14 protein-coding genes are annotated in these 17,487 nt (G+C 67.7%); 5 read left to right on the top strand and 9 right to left on the bottom strand.

Going from position 1 to position 17,487, the window contains the following annotated elements:
* Both CG740_RS05950 and CG740_RS05945 read right to left on the bottom strand, forming a co-directional pair.
* Positions 1–1,131, bottom strand: a 1,131-nt coding sequence (locus tag CG740_RS05950; protein ID WP_234376127.1) for a nucleotide disphospho-sugar-binding domain-containing protein, incomplete at its 3' end; no start/stop codon positions are given.
* Between the two features lie 91 nt (positions 1,132–1,222).
* The gene (locus tag CG740_RS05945) at positions 1,223–2,527 is read right to left on the bottom strand and encodes an activator-dependent family glycosyltransferase (RefSeq protein ID WP_159030236.1); all 1,305 of its coding nucleotides are present in this window, start codon (positions 2,525–2,527) and stop codon (positions 1,223–1,225) included.
* A gap of 323 nt (positions 2,528–2,850) precedes the next feature.
* On the opposite strand from CG740_RS05945, the gene CG740_RS05940 reads away from it, so the two are divergent.
* Genes CG740_RS05940 through CG740_RS05930 form a run of 3 tightly spaced genes read left to right on the top strand, consistent with a single transcriptional unit; the run spans position 2,851 to position 6,582 of the window.
* Complete coding sequence (locus CG740_RS05940) at positions 2,851–3,903, top strand: NAD-dependent epimerase/dehydratase family protein (RefSeq protein WP_159030235.1); 1,053 nt, start codon at positions 2,851–2,853, stop codon at positions 3,901–3,903.
* Positions 3,896–5,200: a lipopolysaccharide biosynthesis protein RfbH gene (gene rfbH, locus CG740_RS05935; protein ID WP_100573880.1), complete on the top strand. Its 1,305-nt coding sequence runs from the start codon at positions 3,896–3,898 to the stop codon at positions 5,198–5,200. The genes CG740_RS05940 and rfbH overlap by 8 nt, the downstream gene beginning before the upstream one ends.
* Positions 5,197–6,582: an NDP-hexose 2,3-dehydratase family protein gene (locus CG740_RS05930; protein ID WP_100573879.1), complete on the top strand. Its 1,386-nt coding sequence runs from the start codon at positions 5,197–5,199 to the stop codon at positions 6,580–6,582. Before rfbH ends, CG740_RS05930 begins: the two co-directional genes overlap by 4 nt.
* Positions 6,583–6,597: 15 nt before the next feature.
* Here CG740_RS05930 and CG740_RS05925 read toward each other — a convergent pair whose 3' ends face one another.
* From CG740_RS05925 to CG740_RS05910, 4 genes are all read right to left on the bottom strand, one after another.
* A complete protein-coding gene (locus CG740_RS05925) occupies positions 6,598–7,587 on the bottom strand; it encodes a Gfo/Idh/MocA family protein (protein ID WP_234376091.1) in 990 nt (329 codons plus the stop codon).
* Between the two features lie 64 nt (positions 7,588–7,651).
* Entirely contained in the window at positions 7,652–8,635 is a 984-nt protein-coding gene (gene rfbB, locus CG740_RS05920) for a dTDP-glucose 4,6-dehydratase (RefSeq protein ID WP_100573878.1), read from the bottom strand.
* The gene (gene rfbA / locus CG740_RS05915) at positions 8,635–9,540 is read right to left on the bottom strand and encodes a glucose-1-phosphate thymidylyltransferase RfbA (protein ID WP_100574259.1); all 906 of its coding nucleotides are present in this window, start codon (positions 9,538–9,540) and stop codon (positions 8,635–8,637) included. The genes rfbB and rfbA overlap by 1 nt, the downstream gene beginning before the upstream one ends.
* A 290-nt stretch (positions 9,541–9,830) precedes the next feature.
* Positions 9,831–11,150, bottom strand: coding sequence for a lysine N(6)-hydroxylase/L-ornithine N(5)-oxygenase family protein (locus CG740_RS05910; RefSeq protein ID WP_100573877.1), 1,320 nt, complete (start codon positions 11,148–11,150; stop codon positions 9,831–9,833).
* Positions 11,151–11,539: 389 nt separating this feature from the next.
* Here CG740_RS05910 and CG740_RS05905 point away from each other — a divergent pair, with 389 nt between their 5' ends.
* Positions 11,540–12,196, top strand: coding sequence for an FMN-binding negative transcriptional regulator (locus tag CG740_RS05905; protein ID WP_100573876.1), 657 nt, complete (start codon positions 11,540–11,542; stop codon positions 12,194–12,196).
* A gap of 171 nt (positions 12,197–12,367) precedes the next feature.
* On the opposite strand, the gene CG740_RS05900 is transcribed toward CG740_RS05905, so the two are convergent.
* Positions 12,368–13,042: an LmbU family transcriptional regulator gene (locus tag CG740_RS05900; RefSeq protein ID WP_199846356.1), complete on the bottom strand. Its 675-nt coding sequence runs from the start codon at positions 13,040–13,042 to the stop codon at positions 12,368–12,370.
* A gap of 1,011 nt (positions 13,043–14,053) precedes the next feature.
* Between CG740_RS05900 and CG740_RS05895 the strand changes: the two genes are divergently transcribed.
* Positions 14,054–15,271 carry an IS701 family transposase gene (locus CG740_RS05895; protein WP_234376090.1) on the top strand — a complete coding sequence of 406 codons (1,218 nt, stop codon included), beginning with the start codon at positions 14,054–14,056 and terminating at the stop codon, positions 15,269–15,271.
* A gap of 126 nt (positions 15,272–15,397) precedes the next feature.
* Here CG740_RS05895 and CG740_RS05890 read toward each other — a convergent pair whose 3' ends face one another.
* Together CG740_RS05890 and CG740_RS05885 are read right to left on the bottom strand one after the other, a co-directional pair.
* Positions 15,398–16,264: an ABC transporter permease gene (locus CG740_RS05890; protein ID WP_100573874.1), complete on the bottom strand. Its 867-nt coding sequence runs from the start codon at positions 16,262–16,264 to the stop codon at positions 15,398–15,400.
* Positions 16,261–17,271 (bottom strand): ATP-binding cassette domain-containing protein, encoded by a 1,011-nt coding sequence (locus CG740_RS05885; RefSeq protein WP_100573873.1) that lies wholly within the window; start codon positions 17,269–17,271, stop codon positions 16,261–16,263. Before CG740_RS05885 ends, CG740_RS05890 begins: the two co-directional genes overlap by 4 nt.
* Positions 17,272–17,487: the final 216 nt, after the last annotated feature.

The raw sequence follows: 17,487 nt of genomic DNA, 5'->3' as shown, positions 1-17,487 counted from the left end.
GTCCCCCGAAACCCACAGGCCGGCCCCGGCCTTCTCCAGTCGCGGACCTCGCTCACCGATGTCCGGCAACACCCGGCTGACCATCAGCTGGGGCACCTCGTGGGCGATGGAGTCCAGGAAGGGGCCGATGCCACCGTGGTGGAGCACGGCCGAGCACGACGGAATGATGACGTGCAACGGCACGAACTCCACCATCCTCGTGTTGTCGGGAACGCGCTCCAGTTCCTTTTGCAGTTGCGCGGGCAGCGTGAGCACCAGCTCGACGTCGAGGTCGGCTACGGAGTCCAGCATCCCCTGCAACTGCTCGATGGACAGGGCCTGATGCCGCTCCGCCTTCTCCAGGCTCACCCCGAACGTGGCCAGAACGCGCGGCCTGGACGGGGCGCTGCGAGTCCAGTCCGGCACGACGGAGCGACCGTTGTACGGGACGTAGCCGATGGGCAGGTGAGGAACGTCCGATGTCAGCACCATCGACCCCACCATCTGGTCAATGGTGAACTGCCCGGTCGCCATCTCTTCGGAGAACGACTTTCCGTACTTCTGCGCCCACTCTCCCAGCCAGTCCCCCAGCGGGTCCTCGCGGTGCTCCGGCGCCTGCTGCTCGCGCACCCTCAGGTAGTTCGCGCGCATCTGGGCCTCGACGTTCAGGCCGATCGGCATGCGCGCGTGGGCCGCCCCCACCGCAGTGGCCGCGATCGAGCCCGCATAGCTCAGCCAGTCCCAGACGACCAGGTCGGGCTTCCACCAGCGGCAGTACTCCACCAGGTCCTCGACCATCGAGTCGTTCATGGCCGCATGGGTCCTCCGGTACATCCGGTACGCCCATCGCAGACGCTCCCAGGTGAGCTCCTCCTCGCGGTTCTCCGACATGTCGACCAGGAGGTCGCCACGCTCCGCGAGTTCCTCGACCTTCTTCAGGTCCTCCGCGTCCAGCAGCCCTTCCAGCTTCCCCATGATGGGCGCGTCCGAGCCGACCGGCACCGCGGTCAGACCCGAGCTGGTGATGGCCTCGGTCAGCTCGGGGCCACTGGCCACCCGCACCTCGTGCCCGGCGGTCTGCAGGGCCCAGCCCGTCGACACGACGAGATGGAGATGGCTTCGCCAGGGGATGGTGACGAACAGGACGCGCACAGCGGTCAACTCCTCAGTAGACACAGCACCATCGGGCCCCACTTGTCCGCCGATGCGCCGAGACCCCGGCGGACACCTGACGGTGACGGGCTCAGCGGGAACGCAGGCGCTCCACCATCGCCTCAAGTTCCCGGACCGCTTCGGCGGGTGTCGGCTGGGTGAACCGCTCCTCCCGCAGCCGCGCGGCGCCCTCGCGGAACGCCGGCTCGTCCAGGAGCCGCACCAGGCTCTCCCTGATCCGCGCCCCGCTCAGCTCGGCGGGCGGGATGCTCAGACCGGCCCCGGCCTGCTCCATGCGCTCACCGCGCTCTTCGACGTCCGGGACGACACGGCCGACGAACAGTTGGGGCACCTCATGGGCGATCGAGTCCAGGAAGGCGGGGACACCCCCGTGATGGATCACGGCCGAACACGACGGAATGATGGTGTGCAGCGGCACGAACTCCACCAGTCGCGTGTTGTCGGGAACGCGCTCCAGTTCCTTCTGGAGCTGCTCGGGCAGGGTCACCACGAGCTCGATGTCGAGATCGGCCAGCGAGTCCAGCATGTCCTGCAACTGCTCGATGGAGAAGGCCTGGTAGTCGCCGCCCTTCTCCTGGCTCACTCCGAACGTCGCCAGCACGCGGCGCTTGGCGGGGTCCTGACGGATCCAGTCCGGCACGACGGAGGTCCCGTTGTACGGCACGTATTGGACGGCGACGTGCGGCACGTTCGTCTCCAGGTGGAACGAACCGAGCATGTGGTCGATGGTGAACTGTCCGGACACCATGTCCTCGGAGAACGACTTTCCGTACTTCTCCACCCAGCCGCCGAGCCAGTCGGCCATCGCGTCCTCGCGGGCCTCCGGGGACTGCTCATCGCGCACCCTCACGAAGTTGCGCCGGAACCGGGCGTCCACATCGATCTCGGCATGGATGCGCGCGTGGGCCGCACCGACCGCGGTGGCCGCGATCGAGCCGGCGTAGCTCAGCCAGTCCCAGATCACCAGGTCGGGCTTCCACCAGCGGCTGTACTCCACCAGGTCCTCGACCATCGAGTCGTTCATGCCCTTCAGGATCTCGGCGAGGTAGCGCGTCAGCCACCGCATCCGGTCCCAGGTGAGCATCTCCTCGCGGTTGTCGGCGAATTCGAAGAGGAGGTCGTCCCGCGGGCCGAGCTTCTCCAGAGTGTCGACGATCTCCTGGTGCTCCGGGCTGAAGGTCTCGCTCAGCTTCTGCAGAACCGGCACGTCGGAGCCCACCGGCACCGCCGTGAGGCCGGACTTGGTGATGACGTCCGTCAGTTCCGGACCACTGGCGACACGCACCTCGTGCCCCGCCGTCTGCAGCGCCCAGGCCAGCGGCACGGTGGGCTGAAAGTGGGTCTGCCAAGGCCATGTCACGAACAGGACGCGCACAGTCAACTCCTCCATAGAATCCGGTAGGTCGAACCGTCGCCGACCCGGCTTAAGCGGACCTTGAACTGTTCTAGGCCCGCCGTGAACCGAACCGGGGACCGTCGCGATCCCCCTCCGCCCAACGCGAAAGACCGGGCCTAGATCCGCTTTAGCCGCGCGCGCCAGACTCGCCGCACCGGTTCGTGTGGAGCACTTACAGAGTGGGAGGGCCGGATGGCAGGGAGCTTTCAGACTCAGTTGACCAAGGTTCAATGCGTCCGGATCGACGCCATGGCCACCGCGCTCACTACGGGCACGGCCTACGACAAGGACAGTGCCCGCCCGTGAGCCGAGTACTGACCGGCCAATCGGTCCTCGTACTGGGCGCGACCGGCTACCTGGGCCAGCACATCTGCACCGCGTTCGCCGCGGCGGGCGCCCGGGTGATCCGGGTCAGCCGGGGTGCCCGCCGTGACGGTGTGAACGGACCGGGCGGCGAGCCTCGGGCCGGGGCCCGGGATGTCGTGCCCGACACCGTGCATCTCGACCTCGCCACCGCCGGCTCCGCCGAGCTCACGCGCCTGTGCGTCGACTCCGGGGCGCAGGTCGTGGTGAACGCCGTGGGCGCGGTCTGGGAGGGCACCGAGGACGAGATGACCGAGCTCAACGCGCACCTGGTCGAGCGGCTGACGCACGCCGTCGCCGCCCTGCCGCACCGGCCCCGTCTCATCCAGCTCGGCAGCACCCACGAGTACGGGCCCGCCGGTCCCGACGACTTCATCGACGAGGACTGGACGCCCGCGCCGGCGACCGCCTACGGCCGCACCAAACTGGCGGGCACCCGCACCGTCGTCCGCGCCGTCCAGGCCCGGGAGGTCAACGGGCTCGTGCTGCGCGTCTCCGTCACGTGCGGGCCGGGCGCCCCGCCGGGCAGCCTGCCCGGGACCGTGGCCGCCAACCTGGCGGCGGGGCACGACGTGCTGCGGCTCGCCCCGCTGCTCGCCCACCGCGACGTGGTGGATGTGCGGGACGTGGCCGAGGCCGTCGTCGCCGCGGCCCGGATCCCGGCGGCCGCGATCGCCGACGCGGGGGCCGTCGTCAACATCGGGCGGGGCGAAACCGTTCCGATCCGCAAGCTCGTCGACCTGATGATCACGTGCAGTGGCCGCTCCGTCCTCGTACAGGAGGAACAGGCCGCGCAGGCGAGCCGCTCGGACACCCTGTGGCAGCGCCTTGACATCTCACGGGCACGTCGACTGCTCGGCTGGGCACCGCGCCGCATCCTGACGGACTCCGTCCGCGATCTGCTCGCGGCCACGGGAGTGCCCGGCTCCGAGGCCCCACAAGGACCCAACTCCGCGACGGCCAACGGCCGAGGGAAGGACAGTAATGAGTGATCGGGCCGCGCACATCCTCGATGAGGTCCGCAAGTACCATCTGGACGTCCAGAACGACCGGGCCTTCGTTCCCGGCGTCACGGAGATCTGGCCCTCCGGCGCGGTGCTCGACGAGAACGACCGGGCAGCGCTCGTCGAGGCCGCCCTGGACATGCGCATCGCGGCGGGCAAGTCGTCCCGCAAGTTCGAGACGTCGTTCGCCCGCAGGATGAAGAGGCGCAAGGCGCACCTGACCAACTCAGGCTCCTCGGCGAACCTCCTGGCCATCACCGCCCTGACGTCTCCGCAGCTCGGGGACCGCAGGCTGAGGCCCGGCGACGAAGTGATCACGGTGGCTGCGGGCTTCCCCACCACTGTGAACCCGATCCTGCAGAACGGTCTCGTCCCCGTCTTCGTGGACATCGACCTGCACACGTACAACACCACGGCCGAGCGCATCGAGAAGGCGATCGGTCCCCGTACCCGGGCCATCATCGTCGCGCACGCCCTCGGCAACCCCTTCGAGGTCGCGGAGGTGGCACAGCTCGCCGAGGAGCACGGCCTCCTGCTGATCGAGGACTCCTGCGACGCGGTCGGCACCACCTACAAGGGGCAGCTCGTCGGCACGTTCGGCGACCTCACGACCGTCAGCTTCTATCCGGCCCACCACCTCACCATGGGAGAGGGCGGCTGCGTGCTCACCTCGAACCTGGCGCTGGCCCGGATCGTGGAGTCACTGCGGGACTGGGGCCGGGACTGCTGGTGCGAGCCGGGCGAGAGCGACACCTGCCGCAAGCGGTTCGGCTACCAGATGGGGACGCTGCCAGCCGGCTACGACCACAAGTACATCTTCTCCCACGTGGGTTACAACCTCAAGGCGACCGACCTCCAAGCCGCGCTCGGTCTGACCCAGCTGGAGAAGCTCGACGACTTCTGCGCGGCGCGGCGGCGCAACTGGCGCCGGCTGCGGGAGGGCCTCGCGGACGTGCCGTGGCTACTGCTGCCGGAGCCCACTGCGGGCAGCGACCCGAGCTGGTTCGGCTTCGTCATCACCGTCGACCCCGACGCACCCTTCCACCGGTCGGAGCTGGTGAACTTCCTGGAGAGCCGGAAGATCGGCACGCGCAGGCTGTTCGCTGGGAACCTGACGCGCCACCCGGCCTATGCCGACCGCGAGTTCAGGGTCTCCGGCACGCTCACCAACAGCGACATCGTGACCGACCACACCTTCTGGGTAGGCGTCTATCCCGGCCTCACCGACGAGATGCTCGACTACGTCATCTCCTCCGTGTCCGAGTTCGTGGGAAGCCACCGATGACCGCCCCGCAGGACACGTCGCCGCGACCGGCGCTCAGGGCCCGACAGGACGCCACGCTGCCCGGCCGCGTCGCGCGGTCCGCCGCCACGCTGACGGGCGAGTCCGCGGACGAGATCCGCGGCTGGCTCCGCCGGCGCCGCGAGGAAGTCCGCTTCACGGTGGACCGCATCCCCTTCGGCTCTCTCGACGGCTGGTCGTTCGCCCCGGAGACCGGGAATCTCGTGCACCGCAGCGGCCGCTTCTTCACCGTGGAAGGGCTGCGCGCCGGTGTCGGTGAGGAACCCGATCGCGTCCAGTGGCACCAGCCCATCATCGTCCAGCCCGAGGTCGGCATCCTGGGCATTCTGGCCCGGGAGTTCGACGGGGTCCTGCACTTCCTGATGCAGGCCAAAATGGAGCCCGGCAACCCCGAGTTGCTGCAACTGTCGCCCACAGTGCAGGCGACGTACAGCAACTACACCCAGGTCCACAAGGGCTCGGCCGTCCGTCATCTGGAGTACTTCACCGACCCGTCCCGGGGCCGCGTCCTGTCAGACGTGCTCCAGTCGGAGCACGGTTCCTGGTTCCACCGCAAGCGCAACCGCAACATGGTCGTCGAGGCGATCGGTCCGGTGCCGGAGCACGAGGACTTCCGCTGGCTCACCCTGGGCCAGATCCATGAACTCCTCGGCCACGACAACACGGTGAACATGGACGCCCGATCGGCCCTGGCCGGCCTGCCCGGCCCGAGCGCGTCCCATGCCCTGCACTCCGACACGGAGCTGCTCTCCTGGCTCTCCGCCGTACGCTCCGTGACCCCGATCCGCGGGGAACGCGTCCCGCTGTCCGGCCTGCCGGGCTGGACGACCGGCACCCACACGGTCGACCACGAGGACGACCGGTACTTCCGTGTCGTGGCCGTGTCCGTGGAAGCGGGCAACCGCGAGGTCAGCCGCTGGACCCAGCCCCTGTTCGAACCCCGTGGACAAGGCATCGTCGCCTTTCTGACCCGCTCCATCGAGGGCGTGCCGCACGTGCTCGTGCGCGCCTGCGCTGAGGGTGGCTTCCTGGACGCGGAGCTCGGCCCCACCGTCCAGTGCACGCCCGGCAACTACGCGCATCTGTCCGCCGGGGACAGGCCGCCCTTCCTGGACCTGGTGACGGCGCCCGACCCGTCCCGGGTCCGCTACTCGGCGCTGCACTCCGAAGAGGGCGGACGCTTCCTCGACGCGGTGAGCCGCTACCTCGTCGTGGAGGCCGACGAGAGCGAGGCGCCGCTCGACGCCCCGCCCGGGTTCCGCTGGGTCTCGCGCGACCAGCTGGCCGCCCTCGCCCAGTACAGCCACTACGTCAGCGTCCAGGCGCGGACGCTCCTGATCTGTCTGAACACGCTGAAGGCCTGAAGCCCGTCGCCGAGGCTACGGGACCTCGATCCGCATCGCCGTCCGCTCGGCATCCCGGACGAGCTGGGCCTGGCGCAGGCTCGCCGCCGTGCGGTCGGCCGTGCCGGCCTCCATCCGGACCGCCGCGGCGAAGTACCGGACGACGTTGGCGAACTGGTCGTCGGCGCGGAGCGTGATCTCCTCGTGGTGGTCCTGCCGGTCGATGCGCACGACCGGTTGGAACGTCGGCTGCGGCGTGAACGCACGGTCGAGCCACAGCCGCCCGCGGGTTCCCGCGAACTCGCAGCTCGACCGGTACGAGTGCTCCATTCCGAAGACCAAGTCGGCCGTCACCCCGCCGGGCGTGCACGCGAGGATCCGGCCGGACACCACTGCGCCGGTCCGGGCGCCCACCCGCAGCACGGCATGGACCACCTCGATGTCTGATCCGAGGTGGTGGAGGGCTGCGTGGATCGGGTAGATCCCCATGTCCAGCAGGGCGCCACCGCCGACGTCCGGCTGGTGGCGGATGTCGTCCTCGGGCAGTGGCGGAATCGTGAACACGCTCGTGAAGTCCCGTACGTCACCGATGACTCCGTCGGCGATCAGCTTCGCCACCCGGGCATGTTGTGCGTGGTGCGGGAAGGCGACGTTCTCCAGGAGCACGAGACCCAGCGAGTCGGCGAGTCGCAGCAGTTGTCCGGCACTCTCCGCGTCCCCGGTCAGCGGCTTCTCGGCCAGGACGTGCTTCCCGGCGCGCAGCGCCTTCTCGACCCACTCCGCGTGCAGCATCGCCGGAAGCGGTACGTAGACGGCGTCGATGCCGGAGGACGCGAGGAGCGCCTCGTACCCCGACACCGACGCACACCCGAACGCGGCGGCGAAGCGGTCCGCCTTGCCCGGGTCCCGGCTGGCGACGGCGGCCACCTCGATGTCGGGCGCCGCGGCCATCGCCGGGAGGGTACGGCGCCACGCGATGTCAGCGCAGCCCAGGACGCCGATGCGCAGCGGGCGTGGTGGTGCCACAGATCCTCCTGAGGAATACGGGTTCGGTGAAGTGGGCCCCGGCGGGGCCGAGGGGACTGCTCGGTCAGGATGTGGCGCCGCGGCCGAGCGGCTCCCACCAGGCGCGGTTGTCCCGGTACCAGGCGACCGTCTCGGCGAGACCGGCCTCGAAGTCCCGCTGAGGGCGGTAGCCGAGCTGGGTGCGGGCCTTGTCGTCGTCGACCGAGTAGCGCCGGTCGTGGCCCTTGCGGTCCGCCACGTGGCGCACCTGGTCCCAGCTGCTGCCGCATGCCTTGAGCAGCAGTTCGGTCAGCTCCACGTTGGTCAACTCGGTTCCGCCGCTGATGTTGTAGATCTCGCCGGCGGTTCCGCCGGTGCGCACCAGGTCCACGCCACGGCAGTGGTCCTCGACGTGCAGCCAGTCGCGAACGTTCTCGCCGTCGCCGTACAGCGGCACCTCGCCGCCGTCGAGCAGGCGCGTGACGAACAGCGGAATGACCTTCTCGGGGAACTGCCGCGGGCCGTAGTTGTTGCAGCAGCGGGTGACCCGGACATCCAGGCCGTGCGTGCGGTGGTAGGAGAGGGCGATGAGGTCGGAGGATGCCTTGGACGCCGCATACGGCGAGTTGGGGCCCAGGGTGTCCGTCTCGGTGAAGGAGCCGGTCGCGATGGATCCGTAGACCTCGTCGGTGGACACGTGCACGAAGCGGCCCACGGCGTGGCGCAGTGCGGCATCAAGGAGCGTCTGGGTGCCGCTCACGTTGGTGCGTACGAACGCGTCCGCCCCGGCGATGGAACGGTCGACATGCGATTCCGCGGCGAAGTGCACCACCTGGTCGGCCCGGGCCATGACCCGGTCGACGACCTCAGGGTCGCAGATGTCGCCCTGGACGAACGTCAGCCGAGGGTCGGTGAGGTCGAGGTTGTCGCGCCGGCCGGCGTAGGTGAGCTTGTCCAGCACGGTGACATGGGAGACGTCCGCCGCCGTCTCCTCGCGGTCGGGCGCGAGCAGCATGCGTGCGTACTGGGACCCGATGAAACCGGCGGCGCCGGTGACCAGGAGATGCATCAGTCCTCCAGGAAGTTGGCGAATGCCGGGTTCCGGCGGTACTCGCGGGCGGTTGCCATGACGTACTGGCCGTAGGGCGACGTGTCCATCGCGGCGCCGAGCTCGTAGCACTCCTCCGCGCTGATGAAGTCCATGAGCATCGCGATCTCTTCGACACAGCCGATGCTCGTTCCCTGGTGGTGCTGCATGTCCCGCACGAACCGCCCCGCGTCCAGCAGGGATTCGTGGGTCCCGGTGTCCAGCCAGGTGACGCCCCTGCCCAGCCAGACCAGGTCGGCGCGGCCCTCCGCCAGATACGCCGTCAGGACGTCCGTGATCTCCAGCTCGCCGCGTGCGGAGGGCCGCAGGTTCCGCGCGATGTCGGTCACGGTGTGGTCGAAGAAGTACAGCCCCGGAATCGCGAGGTTGGAGCGCGGGTGCTCCGGCTTCTCCTCGATGGAGACGAGCCGGCCCTTCTCGTCGATCTCGGCGACGCCGAAGTGCTGGGGCTCGGCGACCTGGTGGCCGAAGAGCAGACAGCCCCGCAGGTCCCTTGCCGCCCTCCGCAACATGGCGGGCAGCTTCGCGCCGTGGAAGAGGTTGTCGCCCAGGATGAGGGCGCACTCCTCGCCCTTGATGTGGTCGGCCCCGACCCGGAAGGCGTCGGCGATGCCCCGCGGCTGGTCCTGGGCCGCATAGTCGATGCACATGCCCAGCCTGCTGCCGTTTCCGAACAGCTTCCGGAACAGATCGATTTCTGTGGGGCGCGCGATGATGAGGACGTCGTCGATGCCCGCGAGCATGAGCATGGACAACGGGTAATAGATCATGGGCTTGTCGTAGACCGGGGCGAGCTGTTTGGAGCCCACGAGGGTGAGGGGCTGCAGTCGTGTCCCGTTCCCCCCCGCCAGAACTATGCCCTTCACCGGATCGGCACCGAACGATAGAGGCATGCGGCCGTTCGGCGCACCGCCCGGAACATCGGGTGGACCACGTCTCCTCCAATTGTCATGGACCACTGGGATCAGCCAATCCTGGGCCGCCCGTCCAAAGCTGGTCTTGAGTGAGTCAAAACCGGATCACTTCCAGCGGGAAACAGCGGTCGGCAGTGCGATTCCGCAATCCCGAGCGCCGACCGGGTGCGGTGAAACGCACACGGGAAGCGCCCCCTTGTGGACAAGGGGGCGCTCCACTTCTCGGGAGGATCGGCGCTCGGCTAAGGCGTCGTCACCCATTCGCTCCGGGCCCGCCCCTCGACGATGGAGTCGGCTATCTCACCGCTGCGCACCGCGATGTTCGAGAGCAGCGACGAGCTGAGTCCGTGGGTGTGCTCGGTGCCGCCCTGGAGATAGATGCCGCAGGGCAGTTCCGGCGTGGTGACGAGTCGGTAGTCGCGCTCCACGCGGTGCCGGCCGGCCGCATCGCGCAGGCAGTACCGGTCGAGGTCGCCCAGGAGCCCGCTCGGCTCCATGGCGTCGTAGCCGCTCGCGAAGACGAGCGCGTCCACGTCGAGCTCCTGCGAACCATTGTCCAGCAGCGACTCCATCAGGACGCGTGTCTCGTGGCCGACCCGCTTGACCTCGTTGACCCTGGTCAGGTTCAGGAAGTGGAGGCGCTTGACGCCGCTCACCTCCTCGTCGTACGACCGTCGGTGCAGGTCCCTGATGACCTCGTCGTCGACCACGGAGTAGTTCGTGTTCTTGTGGTAGTGCCAGAAGGCTTCGCGCGTGCGGGCCGTGCCGAAGTAGTAGTCGTCGACGGCACTGGCGTCGAACACCTGGTTGGCGAAGGGAGTGTCGTCGGCGACGGAGTATCCGTAGGACGGAATGATCGCGGAAACCTGTGCGTGCGGGAGGCTGTCGTACAGGAACCTAGTGATCTCGGCCGCGCTCTGGCCGGCGCCGACGACCGCCACCCTCTTCAGCTCGTCGGGAGCCATCCGCCGGAACTTCTCCAGGAACTCCGAGCTGTGCCACACGCGTTCATCGCATTGCACGCCTTCCGGCAGCCTCGGCACGAGCCCTGTCGAGATGGCCACGTTGCGCGCCTTGACCAGACGGGTGCCTGAACCGTCCCCGTTCCTCACTTCCACCTGTAGGTACGGGGACGCCCCGGAAAATCCCTCGGGCGGCAGTCCGATCCGCGTGACCGACGCGTTGTACGTGACGCGGTCCGCAAGGCTCGATTCCGCCCATTCGAGGTACTGATGGAATTGGTGCCGTGTCGGGAAGAACGTCTGGGTGTTGACGAAGTTCGCCAGCCGACCGGTGGCGTGCAGGTACGAGACGAAACTGAACCGGGAAACCGGATTGCGGAAAGTGGCCAGGTCCTTCAGGAAGGACACCTGCATCGTCGTCGACGGCAGCAGCATGTTGCGGTGCCAGCCGAACGCGGGCTGCCGCTCGAAGAACTCGGCAGTGACCGGGTGCGCCGGGGAGTTGGCCCGGTGCTCCTCCAGAGCGATGGCGAGTGACAGGTTGGACGGGCCGAAGCCGATGCCGACCACGTCGCATATCTGTTGTGCACTTGTACCCATAGGATCTTTTCTCCCGCTAGCCTCGCGCGACAGGGACTTCCACATCTTCGATGGGCCGATTGCGGTAACCCAGGAAACCCTGACCGGAATCTGTCGCTCGCGTCGAGATCACTTCTGATCAGTTCTCGAATGCCCGCGGAATATCGCGACCGGCGACCCGAGAGTCACCCATTCAGTGTTGCACTGGAGACCATCGCGAGGTCAACATAGATGCCCGGGGAAATCCATTGCAAGAGGGCTCGCCATAATGCCTTCCGCGCACCGGCTGTCCTGTCGACAGGACAGGAACGGGCTTTGACACCATGTCCGCCGCACGTAATCTGCCGGTAGTCCTCGGTGACTTGGATCCGTGTCATGACCACTAAACCAATGAGGGGTGTGATTTCCAAGTGTTCGTACCCAGCCACTATCGTGAGCAGGACAGCTCGTGGATGGCCGACCTGGTCCGCGACAATCCGCTGGCGCTTGCGATGACCAACGGCAGTGCCGATGACGGGCCATACGCCACACACCTCCCCGTCATCCCGGATCCACAGGCGGCCGGCGAATGGCCGGCCGACTTGACGGGGGCCACTCTGTTCGGGCACATGAACAGAGCCAATCCCCATTGGCGGGCCCTGGAGAGCAAAGACGTCATTCTGCTTGCTTTCACGGGACCGCACGCATATGTCTCGCCGGCGGTCTATGAGGTGACGCCGGCTGCGCCGACGTGGAACTTCACATCGGTACACGTGCGCGGCGTGGTGGAGAAGATCGATTCGGTCGAGGAAACGCTCGACGTCGTACGGGCCACCGCGCTGAGCTTCGAGGCTCAATTCGGGGAGGGCTGGGACCAGTCGGAGTCGGTCGACTATTTTCGCAAGATCCTCCCGGCCGTGGGCGCGTTCCGGGTGACGGTGACCGGAGCCGACGGCATGTTCAAGCTCAGCCAGGAGCAGCCCGCCGAGGTCCGCGACCGCGTACAGAAGTCGTTCAGCGGACGCGAGTGCACTCGGCACCGCCAGACCGCGGAGTTCATGAGTCGGCTACCGCTCACCGGCGTCTGAGCTTCCCGCCCATTCCAGGCCCGGCTATGACCCGAGGCGCTTCGAGCGCCGGCTCATCGACGGTATGCGAGTGAACGGGTGGCGGACGCGAGGAGCGAAACCCCGCCGGCGTCTGGTCGAGAGAACCGCGGGGCCCGGACGGGCCCCGCGGTTCTGCGCTACTCAGACCGATCAGGCACTGACGCTGGCCTGCTCCTGCAGTTCTTCCAGGACCTGTTCAGCCGCGTTGTCGAGCGTGGCGAGAACCCACTGATCAAGCTCGACTCCGGACTGCGTCGCCGCCTTGTGCCACCACTGGAGATGGTTGTCGGGCACGGCGAGCCGCCGGGTCAGCTCGGCCTGAAGCGTCTCCCGCTCCGCTTCGCCGCGCGCGACGCGCATCGCCCGGCGCAGCTGTTTGGTGCTCCACCCCTGCTGCTCGGCCTGATCGAGCCACCGCTCCTGCTCCTCAACGGGGCGGGAAGCCAGCTCGGCGTGGTGCTGGAAACTCAGCGCGGCTCGGCGCCGCTCCATGGGGAACCGACGGGACACCCAGGCGTAGTTCCGCAGCGTCTGGTACTGAAGGCCGGCCGCGCGAACGCCTCGCTCGTACCGGTCGCTGTAGTGGTCTTTCCCGTACACCAGCCAGTCACCGAGCCACCAGGACGTCGAGTTGACGATTCCGGAGAGCTGACGTCCCGCCAATTCCCAGTTTTCGAAGGTGAGTCCCGCGGGTAACTGCAGACCCACTTTCGTCGTAAGAACCTGAGCGGGCTGTCCGGCTTCATGCACGCCACCGCCCTGTCTAGGGACGGATTCCGGTCTCCTTCGAAACAGCACAGACTTCGTTGCGTCGGTTTTCGACATGACGAATTATCCCCCGTTCGCCTTCACCTCGACTCCGCGAGTACGCAGGCTGCCGATACGCCACTCCACGTTGACGAGCAACTTCACGTTGACGAGCGACATGCGTGCGACCGCCGGAGCGGACAGACCTGAGTAAAACTCAAGGTATTGGCAAGATCAAGCGCATAGCTCTGACCGCACATACTTGTTGAAGTTGACACTGACGTGGCCCCTACATCGAGAAATAACACCGAACCGTCACAGCACACGACAAGCTTGCCCATTCCGAGATTCCCCACTCAACCGTCAATTCGAACTAAACGGACATTCGACTTCCATGGCGCGGCGGGCTTGTTGCGCACCCCGATAGGCCACAGCACCCGGTCGAGGTGTAAATATCGCGTAAGAATTCACAAGAAGCTCATGGGAGTTACACCCATCGCGTCCGCGTGCTCGGTGAGCCGGGCCCGGACAGGTTTCGAGCGGTGGGCCGGGAGCCCCGGTGCGAGCGGATCCCGGCCCGGTTGCCGAACGCGATCTCGCCGTTCTCGGCCCTTCGCCCGGACTCGGGTCGGCGGTCGGCGGCCGGCTCCCCGAGTATGGCTTGAAGGTCATTCAGCCTGTCTGCACCAGCATCCACGGCTGATCGGAGAGCCCCCGGCCCGGAGGGGGCGTGATCGCGGACGCCCCGACCGCACCCCGACCGCACCCCTCCCGCACGTCCGAAGGCCAGGTCTGTCCGCCTCCCGCCAGATCGCAGTCACACACGGTCGATGGGCCTGCGCCCAAGCGTTCCGGGGCAATGGGGGGGTGCGGTTCCGCATCGGAGGTGGCAGGATTTCACTGGCTTCGAGGAAGGGCCGTCAGATCCGAGAGCCCTTGGCTGATTCCCGCCCCCACAGCCTCAGCGCCGAGGCAACCCGCTCGACGCGATGCATTTCAGCCAAATCTTGCTTGTCGGTTGCGTCGCATCGTGATTCGCTCGTCGACTCTGATGACCGCGCACCGATTGGCCGTAGGGGGAATTGCACCATGACCAGGCCCGGCGCAGCCGCGAGTGAGCAGCGAACCCTTGCCGACCTCGACTCAGAATTGGCCGCCTTTTCCGACGAAATCTTCAGCGGCATAAGACGGGCCGACCAACGACGTTGGGCACAGGCCTACCTGTCGGGGCTGCTCATCACGCCGGGGAAGAAGTCCGTACGGCGCCTGGCCCACTGCGTGTCCACCTCACCCACCGCCGCCCAGTCGCTTCGCCAGTTCGTTTCCACCAGTCCGTGGAACTGGGATGCGGTCATGCGCAACCTCACCCGCTGGGTCGAGGCGTGCAGACCCGCCTCCGCGTGGACTGTCCAACGCGTGGTCATACCCAAGTCGGGTGCGCAGTCGGTCGGCGTGCACCGCTACTTCGACCCGAACTCGGGCCGCACCCTCAACTGCCAGGTGGGAATCGGCGCGTTCCTCTCCATAGGCTCGGTGCAGGTACCCGTCGAGTGGCGGTTGCATCTGCCCGCGGTGTGGACGAAGGACGAGCACCTTCGGCGGCGCGCACGCGTCCCGGAAGCAGTGGAATACCGCCCGCTGGAAGCCCAGATGCTCAACCTCATCGACACCTTGGCCGACCGCGCTTCCTGCCCTTCCGTCCCTCTCGTGGCCGACATGAGCGGCGCTCCCGACGCAGACTCCTTCGTGCGCGGGCTCAGCCGTCGGGGTCGCGGTTTCATCGTCACGCTGCCCCCGCACACGAGGGCCCATCCCACTGGCGAGAGTGCTCCGCGCAGCCGAGGACTCCTCAGTGCCGCCGAGTGCCTGGCCGCCGCCTCCACCGCCCACGACGTGGTGTTCACCTCGGAGGGCGAGCAGCAGCGGCGCACGCAGGTCCGGTCCGCGCTGGTCCGCCTGCCCGGTGGCCGAACGGCCGGAGCCGACGTCCCCTTTCGCCTTCTGGCCGAGGTGACCCAGGACCGCCGCTCCGGCCCCGTCTGGATCACCAACCTCACCGACCGGCCCCTCGACGAGGTCATGTCCCTGTCCACGCTGCGAACGAGTGTCACCACCTCGATCGGCACCATGAAGCGCGACTTCGGCCTCGGTGACTTCGAGGGCCGCTCGTTTCCCGGCTGGCACCGCCACATGGCCCTCGTCTCCTCCGCTTACGCGTTCCGCCACCTCGATGCCTCTTTCAGCTCGGCGCCGAACAGCCCGCGGGATCCGTGCGCCGGGGTACCCCTGCCATGGGTGCTGCCCTGACCCGGCGGGGGAACGCGGGCCAGGGCAGCGGTATGGAGGCCGGCTCCCGTACCGGCGCCGGGTGCGACACGGACGTCGCACACACGGGCGGCCGGCTGAGCGCGGGCGGGTGTCCCAGCAGCTCTGCTACGAAGTGGAGTTCCGGTACTTGCGCACGGCGAGGGTGCGGCAGACGACGATGATGATGACCGAGTAGATCAGCGAGGCGAGCACCGAGTGTTCCATCGGCCAGGCGCCCGACGTCCGGACACCCGGGTTGCCGAAGAGTTCCCGGCCGGCCTGCACGGTGGCGCTGAAGGGGTTCCAGTCGGCCACGTGCCGCAGCCAGGGTGTCATCTGACCGGGGTCCACGAAAGCGTTGGAGATGAACGTGACCGGAAGGATCCAGAGCATCGGTGCGGAGGACGCCGCCTCGGGGCTACGGACCGACACACCGATCAGCGCGCCGACCCAGGTGAGCGCGTACCCGAGCAGAAGCACCAGGCCGAAGGCCCCCAGCGCCTTGAGGACGCCTTCGTGGAAGCGCCAGCCGACCAACGCCCCAACGATCGCCAGCACGATCACGGTGAACGTCATCAGCACCAGGTCGGCGAACGTCCGGCCGCTGAGCACCGCGCCGCGGGCCATCGGCAACGACCGGAAGCGGTCGATGAGTCCCTTGCTCATGTCGTGGGCGATGGCGCCGCTGGACGTCACGGTGGCGAAGACGACGGTCTGGGCGAAGATCCCGACCATCAGGAACTCGCGATAGACGCCGGGGTCGGCGGTCCCGCCGACGTTCATGGAGCCGCCGAACACGTACGAGAACATCACGACGAAGATGACCGGCTGGATCATCGAGAAGATGACGACCTCGGGGACCCTCGTCAGGCGGAGCAGGTTGGTCTTGCCGATGACGATCGAGTCACGGACGGACTGTCCGATACCGACCCTGGCATGCGGCGGTGCGGACGCCGAAGCGGTCTGGGTGGTCGAGACGGTGGGGGCGGTCACTTCGCCATCTCCTTCGTGGGCAGGTTCTCGGTCTGGACGTTCTCCTCCGACTCGGCGGGCTCGGCAGCCTCGGCGGTGTGGCCGGTGAGTGCGATGAACACGTCGTCCAGGGTCGGGCGGCGCAACCCGATGTCGTCGATCGTGATGTCCTGCTCGTCCAGGCTGCGGATGATGTCGGCAAGCAGTCGGGCACCGCCGGTGACCGGCACGGTGAGCTTGCGCGTGTGCTCCTCGACCGTGACCTCGCCATGGCCCTGGGCCGCGAGGACCGTACTGGCGGCCACGATGTCTTCCCGCCCGTGCACGACGACCTCAACCCGCTCGTGGCCGCTCCGCGCCTTCAGCTGGTCGGCAGTGCCGCGGGCGATCACGACCCCGTTGTTCACGACACAGATGTCATGCGCGAGGTGGTCGGCCTCCTCCAGGTACTGCGTGGTCAGCAGCAGCGTCGTACCGCCCTTGACCAGCTCCTGGATGACGTCCCACAGTGCCTGCCGATTGCGCGGGTCCAGCCCCGTGGTCGGCTCGTCCATGACCATCACGCTCGGCTGGACGATCAGCGCCGCGGCGAGGTCGAGCCGGCGCCGCATGCCGCCCGAGTACGTCTTGGCGGTGCGGTCGGCGGCGGCGCCGAGGTTGAACCGCTCCAGGAGCACTCCGGCCCGGGCCTTCGCGTCGCGCTTGCTCAACTGGTAGAGCTGGCCCACCATCTGCAGGTTCTCACGGCCGGTCAGGTAGTCGTCGACTGCGGCGAACTGTCCCGACAGACCCATGTTCCGCCGCACGTCGTTCGGATTCTTGACCACATCGAACCCCGCCACCGTCGCATGCCCGGCATCGGGCTTCAGCAGGGTGGTCAGCATCCGCACGACCGTGGTCTTGCCGGCGCCGTTGGGGCCCAGCAGACCGAGCACGGACCCACTGGGGACAGCGAGATCGACACCGTCCACAGCCCGCACGTCGCCAAAGTGCTTCACCAGGCCTTCGGCGTAGATGGCATCTGGCATGAAGGATCTCCCCAGGTACGAGTGGTTTCGGGCACGAGTGGCCGCAAGAATCGCCAACACCCTTACGCAGAAGGGCTGTTAGCGGCAACGCGAGATTGCGGTTGAGCAGCAATGCGAGATTAGGAAGACGCGATACATCGCGTCAAGTCGCGAGCGGCGGGTTCCGGCCAGTGCCCCGCGTTACGGCCGGAACCCACCGCCTGCCCTGCAACTCCT

The organism is Streptomyces sp. CB01201, from assembly GCF_002803085.1.
GTDB lineage: Bacteria > Actinomycetota > Actinomycetes > Streptomycetales > Streptomycetaceae > Streptomyces > Streptomyces hundungensis.
The sequence above is the reverse complement of the archived record's forward strand: the minus strand, read 5'-3'. Positions and strand labels throughout refer to the sequence as shown.